The organism is Myxococcus sp. CA040A (assembly GCF_013336725.1).
Classification (GTDB): domain Bacteria; phylum Myxococcota; class Myxococcia; order Myxococcales; family Myxococcaceae; genus Myxococcus; species Myxococcus llanfairpwllgwyngyllgogerychwyrndrobwllllantysiliogogogochensis.
The window spans coordinates 206,582-227,312 of record NZ_JABUMR010000003.1 but is presented as its reverse complement, the minus strand read 5'-3'; the positions used below and the strand labels follow the sequence as shown (position 1 = coordinate 227,312).

The window sequence follows — 20,731 nt, the reverse complement described above, 5'->3', positions numbered from 1 at the left end:
CCCCTGGACCCTGGCCCCCCCGCGAAACCCGACGACGCATGCCCCCCACCCCCGCCAAGAAGCGCCAGCGTCCCCCGGCCCCGCCCGCGAAATCCGAGGCGTCCGGCGTACCGCTCCATGCGCTCCTGGAGGGCCTGCCGGACGCCTTCTTCACGCTCGACGCGGCCTGGCGCTTCACCTACGTCAGCCCGCGCATGGCGGAGCTGCTGGACGGCGTCGCCGGGCCCGGAGACGACGTGCGCCGCGCGTGCCCCGGCCTCTTGAAGCTGCGCGACCACCTGCGCTTCGAGCAGCCCGCCACCCAGCAGGCCGCCACGCGCTTCGAGCACGAGTGGCCGGACCGGGAGCTGTGCTTCGACGTGCGCGCGCGCGCGGTGCCCGGGGGCCTGCTGGTGCACTGCCGCGACATCACCGGAGAGCACCGGGTGCGCGAGGAGCTGCGGCGCGCCAGCGAGGTGTTCCGCGCCATCCACGAGGGCACGACGGACGCCGTCTACACGAAGGATTTGGAGGGCCGCTACCAGCTCATCAACAACGCGGGCGCGCGCGCGGTGGGCTACGAAATCTCGCAGATGGTGGGCCGCACGGACCACGAGCTGTTCGCGCCCGAAGTGGCGCGCGTCAACGCCGCCAACGACAGGGAGGTGCTCGCCTTCGGCCGCACCGTCACCTACGAGGACGGGCAGCCGGGCGTCGAGGGCCCTCGCGTGTGGCTGTCCACCAAGGGCGTGCTGCGCGACGCGGACGGCAAGGTGGTGGGGCTGTTCGGCATCAGCCGCGACATCACCCAGCGCAAGTGGGCGGAAGAGGAGGCGCGCCGGCACTCCGAGTTCCAGGAGCAGCTGATGGGCATCGTCAGCCACGACATCCGCAGCCCGCTGGGCGCCATCATGAACTGGTCTCGCGTCATGGCGGAGTCCGGCACGGCCGAGGACGCCCGGCGCACCAGCCAGCGCATCGCCACCGCGGCGGTGCGCATTGAACGGCTCACCCGCCTGCTGTTGGACTTCACGCGCACGCGGCTGATGGGTGGCGTGGCGATTGAGCCCCGGCCGGTGGACCTCAAGGACCTGGTGGAGCGCGTGGCCCACGAGTTCCGCGTGGCCTATCCCGAGCGCGTCATCGAGGTGGAGCACAAGGGCAACACGCAGGGCATGTGGGACCCGGACCGGCTGGGCCAGGTGGCCTCGAATCTCCTGGAGAACGCGCTCAAGTTCGGCCCCGCGGACACCCCCGTGAAGCTGGTGGCGCGCGTGGCTCGGGCCAACAAGCTGGTGCTGGAGGTCCACAACGGCGGGCGCCCCATCCCCGCGCACCTGTTGCCCCACCTCTTCGAGCCCTTCCGCAGCGGCCCGCAGACGACGCGCACGCTGAAGATGAGCTACGGCCTGGGCCTCTACATCGTCCGGGAAATCGTCCAGGCGCACGGCGGCGGCATCGAGGTCAGCTCCACCGAGGAGGAGGGCACGACGTTCATGGTGACGCTGCCCCGCCGCTCGCTGCCGGCGCGGCCTCCCGGTCAGTCCCCCCCGCGCGTGCCCCGCTCCGAGCCCAAGTAGCGATTCAAAAGCGCCGCCAGCTCCGAGCCCGCGAAGGGCTTGGTGAGGTAGTCGGTGCAACCGCTCTCGAAGCCCGCCTGCACGCAGTCCGGCTCCATTCGCGTGCTGCACAGGATGATGGGCGTGTGGCGGGTGGGCTCGCGCCCGCGCAGCGCCCGGCACGTCTCCAGGCCGTCCAGGTTCGGCATCAGGATGTCGAGCACGACCAGGTCCGGCGCCTCGTCCCGCACGCGCTCCAGCGCCTCCAGCCCGTCGCGGGCGATGAGCGTCTCGAAGCCACGCTCCACCATCATCATCTGGTGCAGCATCAGCACCGTGTGCGAGTCATCGACGAGGAGGACCTTCTTGCGTCGCATGGCGAAGCGCCTCCCGGGCCCGCGCCTTCAGGGCGAGGCCGTGGCCTGACAGAGCTGGCGCAGGTGCATCAAGCGCGGCGGGCCCATGCCCATGAACCGCACACCCATGCCATGGGGACAACACAGCCCGTCGCGCGGCGCGAAGGGGTTGGCCCACGCCACCACGCCGTGGGATTCCAGCCGCTCGCCCGTGGTGGGCAGGTGGATGCGCAACGTCACCGCCGCCCCGGGCCGCGCCGGCACCAGCGTGCGCACGAAGAGGCCCCCCGGGCTCAGCGCGAAGGACACGCCCGACGTCCAGGCCAGCCCCTGGGGCCCTCCCTCGCCGAACTCCACCGGGCAGCAGAAGGGCACCCGCTCCTCCACCCGCAGCGACGCGCCCTCGCGCCCCAGCATCGCGTGGATGCGCGGCAGCAGCGTCGCCGCGCGCCCGCTCTCCGCGGGCGTCACCGTCAGCGAGGGCACGCCCTCCAGCAACGCGCGAGCGGCCGTGCCCGAGCGCGCCCACACCCCGCCCCGGGCCCCATCACCGACGGCGATGAGCAGGTGGGGGGCGGAGCCGTGCTCCTCCACCCGCGCTGCGGCGCCCTCCACCGTGGCGCTGTACAGCAGGTGGTGGCCACTGACTTCCAGGAGCGAGCCCAGCCCAGCCCACGTGCGCGCGCCTCCCGCGCCTCCGGCGAGCAGCACCACGCGCGGGCTGTAGCGTTCGCTCGTGACAGGCGGGGGACGGGCGCCCAGAAGCGTGGCCAGCCGCGCGCGCACCGCCGCCTCGCCCACCGGCGCCAGCAGGCAGTCCTCCACGCCCTCCGCGTCCGCCGCCTCCAGCACCTCGGCGGGCGTCTCCGGCTCCGCCACCAGCACCACCGGCGCACCGGACGCACCCACGCGGGACTTGAGGCCGCCCAGTCCTCCGGGGCCGCGCTCGCTCACCTGGCGCCAGTGCACCAGCACCAACCGGGGCCGCGCTCGCGACAGCTCCAGGCTCACCGCGCCGGGCGCCGAGGCCTGCACCGGCTCACAGCCCAGTGCCCGGGCCGCGCGCGACAGTGCCAGCCACGCCTCCCCGGCCACGCCGACCCACAGCACCCTGGGCGAGGGCGGCGCCTCGAGGGTCGTTGGACGGACTGGGCCTGGGGCCATCCTCATGTGGTGCCTCCATGTCCGCATCCCCCCCAGCCCGCCCGTACCTCTGACCGCGAGATACGAGAATCAGCCACATGGCGAATACTCCCCCTGGTCAGATTCCAGGGAGAGATGGGAAATACAGGACAGAGACACCCACACGAGGCCCGCGTGTGCGGGTGCGTCAGACGCGAGCGACGTTGACGCCCGAGTCGACGGCCTGCAGCTCGTCGCCGAAGGACACGTCGACGGTGCCGCCCGCGGGCGGGTCATACGGGGCGCGGCCCACCTGCCTGGTGCCGAAGCGGGGGAAGATGGGCGCCAGCACGTAGGAGCGGAAGCACCAGCCGAAGAAGCTGACGGGCTTGAGCTCCGGGTCGATGTCCGCCGCGATTTTGGCGTGCGCCTCCGGCAGGAGGCTCCAGTGCAGGCCCGGCGTCTCGTGGTGGACGGCGTGCAGGCCGTTGTTGAAGAGGAAGAAGTTGATGAGGCGGCCGGTGAAGCTGCGGCTGTGGTCGTGCTCGCTCCAGGGGTCCGAGTGGACGTGCTGGATGTAGTTGAAGAACATGATGGTCCACAGCGAGAAGAAGGCCGGAATCAGGAACGCGAAGGCCCAGATGCGCAGGCCGCCCGCCACGCCGTGCATATAAATGGCCAGCGCGACGAGCGCCGCGTGCGTGCCGCCCCAGACGATGTACTGGAGGACGATTTGCCGGAACAGGGCGCGGTTGCGCGTGCGCGCCTTCTCGATGAAGGCCTTCGTCGGCTCCTGCTGCCAGTACGTGGAGACGAAGGGGAACAGGAAGGCGACGAGGAAGTTGTGCTTCTTCGAGTAGCGCCAGGTGATGGTGGCGTCGCCCGCCTTGTTCACGAACTTGTGGTGGTTGAGGTTGTGCGTCGGAATCCACACGAAGGTGGGGTAGCCGTAGAACAACGACAGCCACATGCCCATCGCCTCATTCATCTTCCGGTTGCGGAAGGTGGGGCTGTGGTTGTGGTTGTGGGCGATGACGCCCGCGGACAGCGCCAGGTAGCACGCGAGCGGGCACAGGTAGGGGATGAGCGAGGGGGCCGCGTACATCGAGAGGGCCACCACGGGCATCGCCAGGCACCAGAGGAGGGTGCGGATGTCGGCGCTGTAACGGAGCATGGCCGGCAGTCTGCCTTACGCGTCCGTGCAGAACCAAAACTATCGCTCCCCCTCCAGGGCAAGGCTGCCTGCTTCCTCACCATGTAGGGGTGCGGGCGACGGACACCCCACCCGTTTTTTCCCGAAGTCAGCGGAGCTGAGTGAGCAGCAACGCCACCATTCCCTCCAGGGGCGCACTGGCGGTGGCGAGGCCCGCTTCGTCCACGGCGCGAGGCATGCCGTAGACGACACAGGAGGACTCGGACTCGGTGAGGATGGAGCCGCCCGCCGCGCGGATGGCGCGCGCGCCCTCCCGTCCGTCGTCGCCCATGCCGGTGAGCACCAGCCCCACCGTGTCACGGCCCCACGTGCGGGCCGCGCTCTCGAAGAGGACGTCCACGGAGGGGTGATGCGGCATCTGCACCGGGTGCCGGTCCACGCGGCCCACGGTGAGCGCGCCGTGCCGCTCGATTTTGAGGTGCTGGCCCGCACGCGCGAGCACGACGCGGCCGGGGCGCATCTCCATCCCGTCCTCCGCCTCGCGCACCTCCAGCGCGCACAGCGAGTCCAGCCGGCGGGCGACCGCCTCCGTGTAGCCCGGGGGGATGTGCAGCGCGAGCGCCATGGGCGCGGGGAAGTCCGCCGGCAGCGCCGACAAGAGCCGCGTGAGGGCCTGGGGACCGCCGGTGGACGTGCCCACCACCACCAGGTTGCGCGCCGGCCCGAACACCTCCGCCGGAGAAGTCGAAGTGGCCGCGGCTGGAGCCACCCCGCGCGGCGGGTGCGGCACCGCGCGAGCGGCGATGCGCACCTTCTCCACCAGCTCCGCTCCCAGCTCGTAGAGCCGGTCCGTGGCGAGCGCGGAGGGCTTGTGCACCAGCTCCACCGCGCCGGCCTGGAGGGCGGACACCGCCAGCTCGCTCTCCTCGCCCGCGCTGCTGACCACGACGACGCGGGGAGCGGCCGGCATGGAGTCCAGGGCGCGCAGCACGCCGAGCCCGTCCAGCCCCGGCATGACCAGGTCCAGCGTGAGGACGTCGGGCTTGAGCTCCGCCACCTTCTCCAGGGCGTCCAGGCCGTCGCGCGCGGTGTCCACCACTTCGATGCCCTGCGCGTTGGAGAGCACCTGGCGCAGCACCTTGCGCGCGAAGGCCGAGTCGTCCACCACCAGGACGCGAACAGGAGTCACGGCCGTCATGCGCCCGCCTTGCCATAGAAGAATACGCCGCGCCGCTCCTCACAGGAGAGCGCGGTGCCGAAGCGCAGCAGCGATTCGGAGGTGCCCACCACCAGCTGGCCTCCGGGCTTCAGCGCCTGGGTGAGCGACGCCACCACGCGGCGCGCCGTCTCATCCTGGAAGTAGATGAGGACATTGCGGCAGAGGATGGCGTCGAACTGGCCCAGCTTCGCCACCGCCCCCTCGTCCACCAGGTTGATGCGGCGCCACTCCACCGCGTCCACCAGCTCCTGCTTCGGCCGGGCCCGTCCGTCCACCTGCTCCAGCCAGCGCCCCTCCACTCCGGGCGGCAGCGCGCGCATGGAGCGCAGGTTGTGCTCGCCGGTGCGAGCGCGCTCCAGCGCCCGGGTGCTCAAGTCACTGGCCAGCAACTCCACGCCGGAGAGCACACCCCGGTCCGCCAGCATCATCGCCAGCGTCAAGGGCTCCTCGCCGGTGGAGCAGGCCGCGCACCACACGCGGGGCTTCTGGCCGGCGCGCACCCTGGGCAGGAGCACGTCCTCCACCAGCACCGACAACGGCTGCGCCTCCCGGAAGAAATACGTCTCGTGCACGAGCAGCGCGTCCACGAGGGAATCCAGCGCGGCCGAGCCCGCCGGGTCGTACCGGAGGAAGTAGTAGTAGTCGAGCAGCGAGTCGAAGCCCGCTTCCTGCGCCCGGTCCGACACCTTGTCGGACAACAGCTCGCGGTCCTCCGCCGCATAGTGCAACCCCGCGCGCTGCTCGATGAGCGCGGTGAGGATGGCGAAGACCTGGGGGGACATCGGCAGGGAAGGCATGACGTCCTTGTCACTTCCCCAGGGCCACGAGGCAGGCCCGCCGGACTTCAGGGTCCTCGTCACGCAGGGAGGCGCGCTCCAGCGCGTCGCGTGCCTCCAGGGTTCCCAGCGCGCCCACGGCGGGCACGACGGCGCGGCGGGCCGCGGCGCTGGAGGTCTCCAACGCCTGCACCAGCGCGGCGCGTGCGTCCGCCCGGCGCATGCGCGCCAGGGCCGCGACCAGCAGGGGCGCGGTCACCTCGTCCGCCACGTCCAGCGCCGCGAGCAGGCCGGGCAGGCGCCCCTCCATGGGCAGCGCCAGCGCGCTCACCACCCGCTCGCGCACCGTCAGGTCCCCCAGGAGCGACACCAGGGCCTGGGTGGCGGGGACACCCGGGCGCGTGGCGAGGAAGCCCACCGCCGCGCTGCGCACGCTGTCATCCCTGTCACTGGCCGCATGCAACAGCGCGGGCAGCGTCTCCGGCGCCTCGTATTCGGCCACGGCGGACAGCGCGACCAGGCGCGTGGCGGCATCCTCCGACGAGGAGGCCTCCAGCAACACCGGCAGCGCGTCCTGACGCCGGGCCACGCCCAGCCCCAGCAGCGCCGCGCGCCGCACGTCCGCGTCGGTGCTGGCCGCCGCGCGGCGCAGCGCCGTCATCGCGCTCTCCGTGTGCATGTGCGCCAGCGCGTCCACCACCGCCACGCGCACCTGCCCCGCGTCGTCGTCCGCCAGCGCGACAATCGCATCCGCGGCGGCTTCCTCGTTCAGCTTCCCCAGGGACTGGCACGCGTAGTAGCGCACCCACGCGTCCCTGTCGTTGAGGCCGCCGAGCAGCGTGGAGGTGATGCGGGCCTCCTTCTCCGTCTGCCCCAGCGCGCGCATGGCCGCGGCGCGCGTGCGCTCCGATTCGTGGGTGGCCGCCGCCAGCAGCGCGTCCACCGCGCGCGGGTCCTCGATGAAGGGCAGGCCGAAGATGGCCGCGTCACGCAGCCGCTCGTCCGAGTCGCGCATCGCGGACAGCAGCACCTCCAGCCCTCGGGGATAACCGAAGTAGGAGATGATTCGCAGCGCCGCGCGGCGCAGGCGGGGGTCCGCGGAGCGCGCCGCGTGGAGCGCCAGCGTCTCCGTCTGCTCGCTGCCCAGCGACTGGATGGCGCCCGTGGCGGCCTGCACCACGCGCGCGTCGTCATCCATCAGGCGCTGGAAGAGCACGGGCACCGCGGACGTGTCACCGATGCGCGACAGGGTGTCCGCCGCCAGCGCGCGCACGGACGCCTCCCGGTCCTCCAGACACGCCATCACCTCCGGCACCGCCGACGCGCGGCGCCCCACCAGGGGCAGCAGCACCCTGCGCCGGGCGCTGTCTCCATCCTGGAGCGCCTGCAGAATCTGCTCGTCCGCGTCCGCCCCCAGCTCCGCCAGGGCGCTCGCCGCCGAGCGCGCCACCGACGGGTCCGGTCCGTCCAACAGCCGCAGCAGTCCCGCCGCGGCGTCCTGCCCTCCCACCCAACCCAGCAGTCGCGCCAGCGCGGCCCGCTCCGCGGAGTCCGCGCTGGTGATGGCCTGCGCCAGCCTGCGGCCCAGCATGGACAGGTCCGGACCGGGACCGGAGCGCAGCGCGGCCTGCACCGCGCGCGCGCCGCCAAAGCGCTGCACCTGCGCCTCGTGGATGTCCACCAGCGCCACCGCCGCCACGCGCACCAGCGCGTCGTTGCCCCGGCGCAGCAGGCTCACCAGCGCGGGCACCGCCGCGTCCTGGCCGGTGCGGCCCAGCGCGCGCGCCGACTCCAGCGCGTAGAAGGGGTCCGCCAGGAGCCCCAGGAGCGCGGGCACCACCGACGGGTCTCCACACCGGCCCAGCACGTCGATGGCGGGGAAGATGCGGAAGAAGTTGCCGCTGCCCAGCGCCGCCAGCAACGCGTCCACCGCCGCGCCGCCGCCAATGCGGCCCAGCGCCTCGATGGCCGCCACCGCGACGTTGTCGTCCGGATGCACGGTGAGCCGCGCCAGGAGCGGCACCGAGCGCCGACTGCGCCGCCGCCCCAGCACCTGCGCGGCATCACAGACGATGGGCGCGGACGGGCTGTCCGCCAGACCCTCCAGGGACTCCTCCACCGCGCCCGTGGACGCCACCAGCGCCTCCACCGCGGCCGCCAGGCGCGCCTCGTTGTCGCGGCGGTGGCGCAGCACGTCGCACAGCGGAGGCACCGCCGGGGTGCCCAGCCGCGCGAGCGCCGCCACGACGGCGCGGCGCACCGCCCAGCTCGACGTGTCCAGTCCGGCCACCAGCCTCTCCAGGCTGCCGGCGCCCCCTCGGGCCAGCTGCTCCACCTCCTCCACCCGCGCCCTGTCCTCCGCGGACAGGAAGAGGGGGGAGCCCGTCACGGAAGTCGATTCCGTCATGTCTGTCGCTCCCTGGAGCGCGAGCCCCCCGCCTCGGAAGCCTGCGGGGTGTTACCACTCCCCAGCACGCTGCCCAGGCGCTCCAGGCTCTCCACCTGCTCGGCTTGGAGTCGCGACAGGTGCGTCAGTCGTCCCGCCACCTCGCGCACTTCTCCCGCGGTGGCCGACGACGCGCGGACCTGCTGCGCGGTGGTGGTGGTGATTTCCCGCGCCCTCACCCGCATCTCTTCCACGCCCTTCACCAGGCCCTCCATCACCTGCGTGGCATCGCCGCTGGCGCGCGCCACCGCGGCGGTGCCCGTGGCCTGCCGCTGCGCGGAAGCAGCGAGCCCCGTCAGCACCTCCGACTGCTCGTCCAGCGCGCGCGCCGTGCCCTTCGCCACGCGCCGCACCTCGTCCGCGCCCTTCACCAGCGCGACGAGCGCCTGGGCCTGCTCGTCGGTGGCGCGCGTCACGGACGACGCCAGCTTCGCCACCTGGCGGCTGGCCGTCTCGCCCTGCTTGAGCGCGCGCGCCTGCTCCGCCATGCCCCGCGCGGACTGGGCCACTTCCTTGCGCGTATCCTCCATGGCGCGCGTCACCTCCGCCGCCGCCTTGGCCTGCTCGGCCAGCCCCGCCAGGGTGCGCTGGGTGGTGCTCGCCAGGTCCTGGGCCACCTGCGCCATCCCCGTCACCTCCTTGCTCTGCGTGCCCACGACGGCGCTGACGCCCTGCACCAGCTGGCGCATCTGCGCGGCGCCCTTGGACAGGTCCGCCGCCGCGGCCGCCTGCTCCTGCACCGCGCGGGACACCTTCTGGGCGACTTCCGCCAGCTGCCCGTTGGAGCGCACCACGTCGCGCAGCGCGCGGGCCTGGTCCGCGGTGGCCTGCGTCGTCTGCCGGGCCATGCGCCGCATCTCCGTGCCGCCCTGCGCCAGCGCCTGGGCCGCCTGGGCCTGCTCCGACGCGGACGCGGCGATGACGCGGCCCTGCTCGCTCATCTTCGTGGTGCCCTGCGCCAGCGACTGCACCGCCTGCACCTGCTCGGTCGTGGCGCGGCTCACCTCGCGCACGTTCTGCCCCACGTCATCCACGCCCTTCAGGATGGTGGACAGGGCCCGCTCCGCGTCCGACGCCAGCGCCGCGCCCTCGTCCGCGGCGCGCATGCCCTCCGCGCTCGCGCTCGCCGCCTCGCGCGCCGTCGTCTGGAGGCCGCGGACAATCTTCGCCACGTCCGAGCTGGCCGCCGCCGCGCGGTCCGCCAGGGCGCGAATCTCCTCCGCCACCACCGCGAAGCCGCGCCCGTGTTCCCCGGCGCGCGCCGCCTCGATGCTGGCGTTGAGGGACAGGAGATTCGTCCGGTCGGCGATGAGGTTGATGGTCTGGACGATGTCGCCAATCTCCTCGGCGCGCTTGCCCATCTCCTTCATGACGCCCGAGGACTCGACGATGGACTGACGGATGCGGCTGAAGCCGGCGATGGAGCGCACCACGGTGGCGCCGCCCTCGCGGGCGATGGTGCCCACCCGGTCCGAGGTGGCGCGCGCCTCCTCGCTCATCTGCGCCACCCGCCGCGTGGACACCTCCAGCTGCGCGGACGCGCTGGCGCTCGAGGACGCCAGGCCGTTGATGGACTCGGAGGCCTTGGCCACGGACTGGGCGGAGCGCGCCAGCTGCTCAATCGTCGCCGCGTTGGCATCCACCACGGCGGAGTTCTTCTCCGCGGTGGCGGCCACCTCCTCCACGCTGGCGGCCACCTCCTCCACGGTGGAGGCGGTGGAGGCCGCGTGCGTCTCCAGCACGCGCGCGCTCTCCGCCACGCCGCGCACGCTGCGCGCCAGCTCCTCCGCGGTGGACGCCGTCTCCTCCACGCCGGAGGACATGGTGGTGGCGTCCCGGGACAGGTCGCTCAGGGACTTGCCCAGCCCCACCACCGCGCCCGTCACCAGCGTCACCCGCTCGCCCACGCCCTGGGCGTCGGTGGCCAGCCGGGCGATGCCCTTGGCCATCTCCTCAATCGTCGCGCCCACCTCCTCCGTGGAGGCCGCGCCCGACTGGTTGCGCGTCACCAGGTCCGCGACGGTGGAGTTCATCTCCGTCATGGACGCCAGCAGCTCCTCGCTGGAGGCGGCCAGGTCCTCCGCGTTGGAGTTGACCGTCTTCACCGAGCGCGTCACCTGCTCCAGCGTGGCGGCGGTGGTGTCCGCCTCCGCGGCCAGGTGGGCTGCGTCCTTGCGCACCCCCGCCACCGACGCGCTGACCTCCTGCACGGAGCCCGCGGTGGCCTCCGCTTCCTGCTGCAGCGCGCGGGCGGAGTCGCTCACCGTGCGCTGGGAGCGCGCCAGCGTCTGCGTCGCGACGCTCGTCGCCTCGACATGGGCGGCCACCGACTCGATGGAGGCGCGCACCTGCTCGGAGGCCGCGGCCTGCTCGTTGCCACTGGCGGCCAGCCTCGATGCGAGCGCCTCCACGTCCTGCAGGAGGGCCACGCCCTCCCGGACTCCGCGCGACAAGCGCTCGGTGAGCCCGCGCGCGTCATCCTGCCCCTGGGGGCCGTTACCGTTTTCCGTCGCCATCTGGCGCCTCCTCCCCGATGACCCGGGGGAAATCGATGAGCATCACCAGCCTCGGCCCCACCTGGGCCACGGCCTTCACGAACCCTCGCGAGCCTTCCACCACCAGCGGCGGCGGCGGCTGGAACTTCGCGGGGTCCAGCTTCAGCACCTCGCGCGCGCTGTCCACCAGCAGCCCCACCGTCCGCGTCCCCAACTGCCCCACCACCACCCGCGTGTCGAGCGAGCGCTCCAGGGCCGGAAGCCCGAAGCGCCTGCGCGCGTCCACCACGGGGATGACGCGCCCGCGCACCTGCACCAGCCCCGCGACATGCGCCGGCGCGCCGGGCACGGGCGTGGCCCCGGAGAAGGACTCCATCTGGAGGACGTCCGAAGCCGGCAGCACGTACTCGGCGCCATCCACCTTGAACACCACATGCAGCACGCTCATGTCGCGCGCTCCTCTCGTCCCCCGGACCCCGGGCGGCGCGCCGCTCCCAGCGCATTCAGGTCCAGCACCAGCGTGGGCTGGCCATCTCCCAGGTCCGTGGCTCCCGCCACCCCGGGCACCCGCACCAGCGGGTCCTCCAGCGGGCGCAGCACGATTTCCTGCTGACCGAGCAGCCGGTCCACTCCGAACGCCACCAGCTCTCCGCGCTGTCGCACCACCAACCCCCGAGGAGGCGTGGCGTCCACGGCCTGGGCGGACGCGGAACCCAACAGCCGCGCCAGGGACACCAGCGTCACCGACTGGCCCCGCCGCTCCACCAATGCCACGCCGTGGGCGCCCGCGGGCCGCACCACCCGCGCGGCCTCCACCTCGATGAGCTCCTCCACGGAGCCCACCGCCACCGCGTAGCGCAGCCCCGCGCACTCGAAGATGATGGCGTCCAGCAGCGTAATCGTCAGGGGCACGCGCAGGTGGAAGGTGGTGCCCTCCCCCACGCGCGTCTCCAGACGCAGCTCGCCTCCGAGCTGGTCCACGACGATGCGGCGGACGATGTCCATGCCCATGCCACGCCCGCTGGTGGAGGTGACCTCCTCGCGGGTGGAGAAGCCGGGCCGGCACAAGAGTTCCAGCAGGTCATCCGGGCCGCGGGGAACCGGGACGCCCGCGCGCCGGGCCACCGCCCCCGCGTCCACGCCCCGCCCGTCGTCGGCCACGGTGATGTCCACCCAGCCGCTGGAGTTCGCATGGCAGCCCAGGCGCACGCGGCCCTCCGGGGGCTTGCCCGCGGCGCGGCGCTCCTCGGGAGACTCCAGCGCGTGGTCCACCGCGTTGCGCACCAGGTGCACGAGCGCGGGCAGCATGCGGTCCGCCACCGCCTTGTCCAGCTCCGCGTCGCCCACCTCCAGCTCCAGCCGCACCGCCTTGCCCGTGGTGCGACGCAGGCCGCGCACCAGGAGCGGCAGCCGCTCCAGCACGTCCCCCACGCGCACCATGCGCAGGCGGAGGATGGCCGCGCGCATGTCTCGCAGCTGCCGTCCGTTCTCCTGGAGGATGGCGCGCAGCTCCCGCGTCGGAGCCCCGACGGCCGTCAGGTCCACCACCGCGCGCTGCAGCCGCGAGCGGTTGACGACGAGCGCCGCCAGTCGCTCCAGCGCCTCGTCCAGCCGCGACACCTCCACCCTCAAGGTGCCGCTGGACCGGCGCCCCTCCTCGGGTTCCTCCTCCAGCTCCGGCTCCCGCTCCGGCACGGACGGCCCGTCCACGGCCGAGGGCACGGGCGCGGTGGACAGCGCGCGCACCTGGGCTGGCTCTCCTCCCGCCGCCTCCTTCAGCACGGCGTCCGAGGCATCGGTGCTGAGCAGCAACACGAACGTGAGCGAGCCGCCGCCCGGCGCCGGCCCCGCCACGGGGACGACCTTGACGAGTTCCCCCAGCGCCGCCAGTCGCTCGCGCACGCTGTTGATGGTGATGCCCCGCGCGGCGCGCTCGGCACCGGGGATGAAGTCCACGCGGACCGGGCGGCGATGGCCCGCGCCCGAGGTGAGCTGCTCGCGCTCGGTGGGCGTCAGCCGGGGGGCGAGCGCCAGGGTCTCATCGAGCAGCAATGCCGAGGGCCGGGCGGTACTGGCCACCACGGGGGAGGAGACTCCCAGCGCCTCCAGTCGCTCCAGCAGTCCCGGAGGAACGGGCGAGGCGTCCTTGCCCGCGGCGAGCTGGCGCATGCGCTGCTCCACCGCGCGCAGGCCCTCCATGAGCGGCTCCACGCTGGACTCGGGGAGCCGCCCGCCCGCCTGGTCCGCCTGACGCAGGGAGGTCTCCATCCAGTGGGAGATGGAGACGATGGGCTCCACGTCCACCATGGCGGACAGGCCCTTGATGGTGTGCAGCGCGCGGAACAGCTCCCGCACGGACTTCGGATGGGCGGCGCCACGCCGCGCGCTGGCCTCCACCGCCATCAGCTGGCGGTGGGCCGAGTCGAGCAGCTCCTCCACCTCCGCCAGATAGGCCGGCAGGAAGTCCGCGAGGTCCACGGAGGCCGTCAAGCCGGCTTCTCTTCCAACAGCCCCCGCGCCTCCGCGAGGATGGCATCGGGAGTGAAGGGCTTGGTCATGAAGCGGTTGGCGCCCGCGGACAGGGCCCGGGCGCGCGACGCCTCGTCCCCACGCGTCGTCACGATGATGATGGGCAGCGTGCGCAGCCGATCCTGCCCCCGCACGAACTCCACCACCTCGATGCCGCCGATATCCGGCATGTTCAAATCCAACACCAGCAGGTCATACGGGCTCAGCGACAGGCGCTCGATGGCCTCCAGCCCGCTGGACGCGTGGGTGAAGTTCAGGCCCGGGTAGGGCCTGAGACAGGCCACCACCATGTCCCGCATCACCTTGCTGTCATCGACGACGAGCACCTCTGACATGAATTCCCCTGGCGACGAGCGCCGAACCTAGAGCGATTCCCCGGCCTGCGAAGAGAACGTCGAGCCCCCCTCCCCGCCACCTTCCACTGGAGGACAATCGTACGTTGGGACAGGGACCAGCAGTGGGAGGGCCTGGACGCTCCCCCGTGCTGACCGTGCGAGTGTCCCACGCCTGCTCGCCCGCCCGGCCTCCGAATCCCAAGGCCCGGTCATCCCGCCAACCGTGTCCGCCAGGCTCCCTGGAGCGCTTCCCGGGCTTTCCCGCGCACGCTTCTCCCTCGGGGAATCCTGGGCGGCAACCGCCAAATTGAGCCCTCTGTCGCTTGCGCGCCTTGAGCCGCGAGCGGTATGAGGCCGGGCACTTTTCTGACTCTGCAAATCAATCTCAACAACTCAGGAGTCCCCATGAAGTCCCGTGCCTGTGTCCTGGCGCTCGTGACCCTCTGGCTCGCCGCGTGCGGGTCCGACGTGGAGTCCACGCCCGGCGTCCCCGTCTCTCCGTTCATGCAGGTGATGTCCCACGTGTCGGGCGACACCCTGAGTGAGCCCGTGGTGCGGCTGACCGGCACGGTGAATGTGCCGGGCAAGCTGGCCGGCCTGACGGCTCGGGTGAACGACGGCGAGGCACGCGCCGTGGAATACACGGAGAAGACGTCCACGGCGGGCATCTTCGCGGTGGAGCTCACGCTGCCCGAGGGCGACAACGAGGTGCGGCTGGAGGCGGTGGACCAGAGCGGCGGCACCAGCGCGCGGGTGCTGAGCCTGCGCTACGCCCAGGCGCCCCAGGTGCAGGTGTTGTCCCCCGAGGAGGGGCTGGCCATCACCGTGCGCCGCGTGCGCGTGGACGCGGTCGCCACGGACAACGTGGCCGTGACGGCGCTCTCGTACACGCTCAACGACGGCGAGGAGCAGACGCTGGCGCTGCCCACCACGGCCGAGGGCGCGGTCTCCTTCGAGGTGACGCCCCGTCCCGGTGCCAACCAGGTGGTGGTGCGCGCGCGCGACGCGAAGGGCAACACGGGTGAGAAGACGGTGACCTTCCGCTTCGGCGGGTTGTCCACCGCGGGCGGCCTGCACAGCGGCACGCTGCGCAACGGGCGCGTCTACGTCTGGGGCCGCAACAACCGCGGCCAGCTGGGCCTGGGCGTGGACGTGACGGCGAACCAGACGCAGCCCCAGGCGGTGCCGGGCATCGAGAACGCGGCCTCCGTGGCCTTCAACCAGAACTTCTCCATGGCGCTCGACTCGGCCGGCGCGGTGTGGACCTGGGGTGAGAACGCGGACGGCCAGCTGGGCCTGGGCCAGCCGGGCACGCCCGACGTCGCGCCTCGCTACGCGGCGACGAAGGTGCCCGGCCTGACGGGCGCGGTGGCGGTGGCCCCTGGCTTCCGTCACGCGCTGGTGCTGATGGAGGACGGCACGGTGCGCGCCTTCGGCAACAACGCGGACGGCCAGTTGGGCGACGGCACGACGACGGCGCGGGACTACCCGGTGACGGTGCTGGGCCTGACGGACGTGGTGAAGCTGGTGGCCGGCTCCATGCACTCGGTGGCGCTCAAGCGCGACGGCACCGTGTGGACCTGGGGTCGCAACACCTACGGCAACCTGGGCACGGGCACGGCCGGCACGCAGGGCCGTCCCACGGCGGAAGTCGTGCCGGGCCTGGCGGACGTGGTGGACCTGGCCAACGGGCGCGACCACATCCTCGCGGTGCACGCGGATGGCACCGTGTCCTCGTGGGGCCTGGGCGTCAGCGGGCAGCTGGGCAACGGGACGTCCGGAGCGAACACGCAGAGCGCCACGCCGGGCAAGGTGCCGGGCGCGACGGACGTGAGCGCCGTCTTCGCCAACGGCAACTACAGCTTCGCGCGGCGCGCGGACGGCTCGCTGCTCGCGTGGGGCCAGAATGGCAACGGCCAGCTCGGGGTGGGCGACGATGAGGACCGCGCCGTGCCCACCGAGTCGTCTCCCGAGGTGAAGCCCCTGTCCGCCATGGGCATGGGCGCCACCCACGTCATCGCCGTGCGCGGCGACGGCTCCGTCTACGCGTGGGGCTGGAACTTCAACGGCTCGCTCGGCCCCGACGCCGTCATCGACCGCTGGTCCTACACCGACCCCGTTCCGGTGACGCTGCCGTGAAACACGCCGCGGGCCTGGTCCTCCTGTTGACGCTCCTCGGCCTCGTCGCCTGCGACGGGTCCGGGGAGGCGCGCCCCGTCACTCCGAATCCCGAGGAGCCGAATCCCGAGGAGCCGAATCCCGGGGAACCGAATCCCGAGGAGCCCCTTCCGCGCTTCGACGTGGTGGAGGTGGGCGAGGACCGGCCCGGCGGCGAGACGAGCGTGGCGGTGGCGGGCGCCGCCGCCTTCACGAAGCCCGCGGCGAACCTGGTGCTGGCGCGCCGCTCCGAGTTCTTCGTGGGCGAGTCCGTCTTCGAGGCGAACTGGGTGGGCGCGCCCGGCTCGCAGCCCGAGCGCGACGGCCTGGGCCCGCTCTTCCACTCCGTCTCCTGCATCGCCTGCCACCTGGGCAACGGGCGCGGCCGTCCTCCCGAGGGGAACGAAGTCGCCGACACGCTGCTGGTGCGCCTGTCGGTGCCCGGCGTCGGCGCGCACGGAGGCCCGCTGCCCGAGCCCACCTATGGCGACCAGCTCCAACCCCGGAGCGTCGGCGCGGTGCCCGCCGAGGGGCAGGTGCGCGTGAAGTGGACGGACGTCCCCGGCACCTTCGCGGACGCGGAGCCCTACACGCTCCAGGCACCGGAGCTGGATTTGACGGAGCTGGCGTACGGGCCGCTGGCGCCCGACACGCGCACGTCCGCGCGGGTGGCGCAGCCCATGGTGGGCCTGGGCCTGCTCGCGGCGGTGAGCGACGAGACGCTGCTTGCGTGGGCGGACCCGGACGACGCGAATGGCGACGGCATCTCCGGGCGGCCCAACCGCGTGTGGAGCGAGCGCCAGGGCCGCGAGGTGGTGGGCCGCTTCGGATGGAAGGCGAACCAGCCGGACATCGAGCACCAGAACGCGGCGGCGCTGCTGGGCGACCTGGGCCTCACCACCACCCTCTTCACCGAGGAGAGCTGCACGGCGGCGCAGGCCGTATGTCGGGCGGCGCCCCACGGCGGCGTGCCCGAGGTGAGCGAGCGGCAGTTGGAAGCGCTCGACTTCTATTCGCACACCGTGGCGGTGCCGACGCGCACGGGCGTGGACTTAGCCGACGTGCTGCGCGGCAAGGCCGTCTTCCACCGCGTGGGCTGCGCGAAGTGCCACCGGCCGTCCGTCACCACCGGCACGCTCGCGGGCTACCCGGAGCTGTCCGGCCAGCTCATCTGGCCCTACTCGGACCTGCTGCTGCATGACCTGGGTGACGCGCTGGCCGACGGGCGCGAGGACTTCCTCGCCTCGGGCCGCGAGTGGCGCACCGCGCCCCTGTGGGGCCTGGGCCGCGCGCGGGAGGTGAGCGGACACTCGCGGCTGCTGCATGACGGACGCGCGCGCACGCCCCTGGAGGCCATCCTCTGGCACGGCGGCGAGGCCGCGTCCGCGCGCGAGGCCGTGCGCGCGCTGTCGAAGGGGGAGCGCGACGCGCTCGTGGCCTTCCTCGACTCGCTCTGAGTCAGGCGCGGGCGGTGGGGGGACCGTCCAGGGGCAGGCGGACGCGGAACGTGGAGCCCTCACCGGGCGTGCTGTCCACGGACACCTCGCCGCCATGCGCCTCGACGATGCGGCGCAGCCGGTACAGCCCCAGCCCCAGGCCGCCGTAGTGGCGCACCGGCACCGCGCGCTCGAAGCGGCGGAACAGGCCCTCCACCCGCTCCGGGGCGATGCCGATGCCGTGGTCCTTCACCCACAGCGTCGCGGTGGAGTCCTCGTGCGCCAGCTCCACCTCCACCGGCTTGCCAGGGCCGAACTTCATCGCGTTGGACAACAGGTGCGCCACCACCTGCCTCAGCCGCGTGCCGTCCCAGCGGCCCCGCGTGGGTGACATGGGCCCGAGCACCAGCTCACAGCCCGCGCGCGCCGCGGCCGACTCCGAGCGCGCCACCACGTCACGCACCAGCGAGGACAGGTCCACGACGTCCAGGTGGAGGTGGGGCGGGCCGCCCTGGAACTGGGACACGTCCAGGAGCGACTCCACCAGGTCCGACATCCGCTGCACCTGCCGGTCCGCGGCCTCCAGCGCCCGCTCCAGCCGGGGCACGGCCTGGGCCACGCCCAGCACCCGCAGCGCCCCTTGCGCGCCCTGCACCCGCAGGCGCAGCGCGGCCAGCGGGGTGCGCAGCTCATGCGCCGCCACGCTGAGGAAGTCGTCGCGCGCGCGCACCGCCTCGCGCGCCTCGCGGTACAGCCGCAGCTGCTCCGTCACGTCGCCGATGATGCCCGACATCCGCACCGGCTGCCCCTGGCCGTCGAGCGACGCGCGCCCCCGACTCACGCAGGAGCGATAGCCCCCTGTCGCATGCCGCAGCCGGAAGGCCACGTCATAGGGCACGCCCCGCTCCAGGTGCTCGGTCAGCGCGGCCAGCACGCCCGCCCGGTCCTCCGGGTGCAGGAGCTCCACGAAGGCTTCGTACGTGCCGGCGAACGACTCCGGCGTCAGCCCCAGCATCTCCAACAGGCGCGGGCTCCAGTAGAGCGAGCCACGGCGCAGGTCCCAGTCCCAGATGCCGTCATAGGAGCCGTTCACCACGCGCCGGAAGCGCTCCTCGCTCTCGCGCGCGCCCCGCTCCGCATGCTCCAGCAGCCCCACCCGCCGCTCCAATTGCCGCACCACCCGGTACAGGTGGTCCTCGGTGGACAGCTCCCCGGTGGGCACCAGCGGCGCGGGGCCTCCCGCCTCCAGCGCGCGCAGCAGCGTCCCCACCAGCTCGTCCCCATCCTGCGCGCGCCGCACGAAGCCGTTGGCCCCCACGTTTTGCGCCATGCGCAAATCCAGCTCGTCCGGCGCCAGCGCGTGCGTGAGGATGACCGGCACGCGCCCAAGCCTCGGGTCCTGCCGCAAGGCCAGGCACAGCTTGTAGCCATCCATGCGCGGCATCAGCGCGTCCGCGAGCACCACGTCCGGCCGCCGCCGCCGCGCCACGTCCAGCGCCTGCAGGCCGTCCGACGCGGACACCACCTGGAAGCGCAGGGGCACCAGGAACAGCTGGAGCAGCTTGCGCGACACCGGGTCGTCATCCGCCACCAGCACCAGCGGCCGGGGCGCCTGCGCCTCCAGCCCCGGCAAGGCCTGCCGCACGCCCTCCACCAGCCCCGACAGGCTCAGCGGGCGCCACAAGAAGCCCGTCAGCGGCAGCGAGTGACGGCGCACCACCTCCTCTTCCGCGGGGAAGGCCAGCACGTACAGCCCCACCGCCGTCGTCTCCAGCGCCCGGCGCAACGCCGCCAGTCCCTCCTGTCCGGCCGCCAACAGCCCCGCGGCGGCCACCACCAGCAACACCGGCTGGGCCTGGAGCAGCGAGGCGGCGGCCCCCACGTCCGCCAGGGCAACGACCTGCCACCCCTGGCTCTCCAGCGCGAGCACCTGGAGCTCCCGGGCGACGCTGGCTTCTTCGATGAGCAGCAGGCTGGGCTTCGTCACGGCGAGGGGGACCCGGAGACACGAGCTACAGGGCCGTCCAGAGCACCCTGCGGAGCGAAAGGCGCAAGTGTGGGCACTCATCGCAGTGAGTCAAGGTACCCGTGCCGGAGTGTTGGACAGGACAACACCCGCCTCTGCCCTCCAGGCAACCCGAGGCGCCCTCCCTTCCCCGGCACCGCGCGGGAACTCCGCGACAAAAACATCGCAAGTGCTTTTACAACTCAGATACGAAAACCAGCCTGGAGCCCGTCCACCCGTATGCCCGCCCCACACGCCGGGCGAGCCCCCCACCGTGAGCCCGGGCAGGGCCACACGCGGCGCGAACCGGCTTCTTTCCGGCACCGCGTCACCGGTGACTCATGAGTTGCACCTGCACCCAGGACTCACTCGACTTCCTGTTTCTGATACCACCCCCTGGAGCCCTCCATGACGCGACGGGGCGACTGTCATGTCCACGACATCCGGAGCCCGCTCCCTCCGAGCGCGGTGGCCAGTTTGAACCTCACGGGGTCCACGAGCGTCCGAATCAGGAACTCAGGAAGCCGGAAGGCGCGAACTCTCGTTCCGCACAAGGATTGCACCAGTATCCTGGACTCCTGGTGTTTGTTCTCATATCAGAGAGTCTGGGGGGACCCGGCGGGCGAGCCACTCCAGTCCTCGACATCGGACGTTGCGGTACGGGCGAGGTGAAAGTGTCCCGCAGATCGGTTATGCGAAAAGATATCATGGGAGCCAAACGAATCGCCGTGCAGCCGAAGCTCGCTGATTTCCAGGAGAGGATCCGCGCGTCGGGTCTTCGCAGCACCGCGCCCCGCGTGGCGGTGCTTCGCGAACTGGAGACCGCCACCGCGCCAATGAGCCACGCCGACCTGGTGGATGCACTGGGTGACGAGGGCTATGACCGGGTGACCATCTACCGCAACCTGACGGACCTCACCGAGGCCGGCTTGGTGGTGCGCGCGGACCTGGGAGACCACGTGTGGCGCTTCGAGCTGCGACGCTCGGGCGACGAGCACAGCGGCAACCACCCGCACTTCACCTGCACCGACTGCGGCACGGTGGCGTGTCTGCCGGAGGAGTCCATCCGCATCGCGTCCTCCAAGGGCGTGCCTCGCGCGGTGGCCCAGAAGAGCGTGGACGTGCAGCTGCGCGGCGTCTGCGACCGCTGCGCCTGAAGTCCGG

At 72.6% G+C, this 20,731-nt stretch carries 15 protein-coding genes; 4 read left to right on the top strand and 11 right to left on the bottom strand.

Features of this window, described 5'->3' with window-relative positions; translation table 11 throughout:
• Window positions 1–38: 38 nt before the first annotated feature.
• Window positions 39–1,559, top strand: a complete 1,521-nt coding sequence (locus tag HUA75_RS13205) for an ATP-binding protein (protein WP_174486610.1) — start codon at window positions 39–41, stop codon at window positions 1,557–1,559.
• On the opposite strand, the gene HUA75_RS13200 is transcribed toward HUA75_RS13205, so the two are convergent.
• The 10 genes from HUA75_RS13200 to HUA75_RS13155 all read right to left on the bottom strand — a co-directional run bounded on the left by HUA75_RS13200 (window position 1,520) and on the right by HUA75_RS13155 (window position 13,969).
• Window positions 1,520–1,915: a response regulator gene (locus tag HUA75_RS13200; RefSeq protein WP_141649424.1), complete on the bottom strand. Its 396-nt coding sequence runs from the start codon at window positions 1,913–1,915 to the stop codon at window positions 1,520–1,522. The two genes, HUA75_RS13205 and HUA75_RS13200, sit on opposite strands and share 40 nt — an antisense overlap.
• A 27-nt stretch (window positions 1,916–1,942) precedes the next feature.
• A complete protein-coding gene (locus HUA75_RS13195; protein ID WP_141649423.1) occupies window positions 1,943–3,064 on the bottom strand; it encodes a PilZ domain-containing protein in 1,122 nt (373 codons plus the stop codon).
• 160 nt (window positions 3,065–3,224) lie between these two features.
• Entirely contained in the window at window positions 3,225–4,190 is a 966-nt protein-coding gene (locus HUA75_RS13190) for a fatty acid desaturase (protein WP_174486609.1), read from the bottom strand.
• 127 nt (window positions 4,191–4,317) lie between these two features.
• On the bottom strand, window positions 4,318–5,367 hold the full coding sequence (gene cheB / locus HUA75_RS13185) for a chemotaxis-specific protein-glutamate methyltransferase CheB (RefSeq protein ID WP_141649345.1): 1,050 nt from the start codon (window positions 5,365–5,367) through the stop codon (window positions 4,318–4,320).
• Window positions 5,364–6,185 carry a protein-glutamate O-methyltransferase CheR gene (locus HUA75_RS13180; protein WP_174486608.1) on the bottom strand — a complete coding sequence of 274 codons (822 nt, stop codon included), beginning with the start codon at window positions 6,183–6,185 and terminating at the stop codon, window positions 5,364–5,366. Before HUA75_RS13180 ends, cheB begins: the two co-directional genes overlap by 4 nt.
• A 10-nt stretch (window positions 6,186–6,195) precedes the next feature.
• On the bottom strand, window positions 6,196–8,571 hold the full coding sequence (locus HUA75_RS13175) for a HEAT repeat domain-containing protein (RefSeq protein WP_174476157.1): 2,376 nt from the start codon (window positions 8,569–8,571) through the stop codon (window positions 6,196–6,198).
• Complete coding sequence (locus HUA75_RS13170) at window positions 8,568–11,126, bottom strand: methyl-accepting chemotaxis protein (protein ID WP_174486607.1); 2,559 nt, start codon at window positions 11,124–11,126, stop codon at window positions 8,568–8,570. Before HUA75_RS13170 ends, HUA75_RS13175 begins: the two co-directional genes overlap by 4 nt.
• Window positions 11,107–11,553: a chemotaxis protein CheW gene (locus tag HUA75_RS13165; protein WP_141643165.1), complete on the bottom strand. Its 447-nt coding sequence runs from the start codon at window positions 11,551–11,553 to the stop codon at window positions 11,107–11,109. The genes HUA75_RS13170 and HUA75_RS13165 overlap by 20 nt, the downstream gene beginning before the upstream one ends.
• Window positions 11,550–13,595 (bottom strand): chemotaxis protein CheA, encoded by a 2,046-nt coding sequence (locus tag HUA75_RS13160; protein ID WP_174486606.1) that lies wholly within the window; start codon window positions 13,593–13,595, stop codon window positions 11,550–11,552. Before HUA75_RS13160 ends, HUA75_RS13165 begins: the two co-directional genes overlap by 4 nt.
• On the bottom strand, window positions 13,592–13,969 hold the full coding sequence (locus tag HUA75_RS13155; RefSeq protein ID WP_141643167.1) for a response regulator: 378 nt from the start codon (window positions 13,967–13,969) through the stop codon (window positions 13,592–13,594). Before HUA75_RS13155 ends, HUA75_RS13160 begins: the two co-directional genes overlap by 4 nt.
• Window positions 13,970–14,374: 405 nt before the next feature.
• Between HUA75_RS13155 and HUA75_RS13150 the strand changes: the two genes are divergently transcribed.
• Window positions 14,375–16,108: a chromosome condensation regulator RCC1 gene (locus tag HUA75_RS13150; protein WP_174486605.1), complete on the top strand. Its 1,734-nt coding sequence runs from the start codon at window positions 14,375–14,377 to the stop codon at window positions 16,106–16,108.
• Entirely contained in the window at window positions 16,105–17,583 is a 1,479-nt protein-coding gene (locus tag HUA75_RS13145) for a di-heme oxidoredictase family protein (RefSeq protein ID WP_174486604.1), read from the top strand. The genes HUA75_RS13150 and HUA75_RS13145 overlap by 4 nt, the downstream gene beginning before the upstream one ends.
• Window position 17,584: 1 nt before the next feature.
• Here HUA75_RS13145 and HUA75_RS13140 read toward each other — a convergent pair whose 3' ends face one another.
• On the bottom strand, window positions 17,585–19,549 hold the full coding sequence (locus HUA75_RS13140) for an ATP-binding protein (protein WP_174486603.1): 1,965 nt from the start codon (window positions 19,547–19,549) through the stop codon (window positions 17,585–17,587).
• A 725-nt stretch (window positions 19,550–20,274) separates the two neighbouring features.
• Here HUA75_RS13140 and HUA75_RS13135 point away from each other — a divergent pair.
• Window positions 20,275–20,724 carry a Fur family transcriptional regulator gene (locus HUA75_RS13135; RefSeq protein ID WP_141643171.1) on the top strand — a complete coding sequence of 150 codons (450 nt, stop codon included), beginning with the start codon at window positions 20,275–20,277 and terminating at the stop codon, window positions 20,722–20,724.
• The last annotated feature ends 7 nt before the right edge of the window (window positions 20,725–20,731 follow it).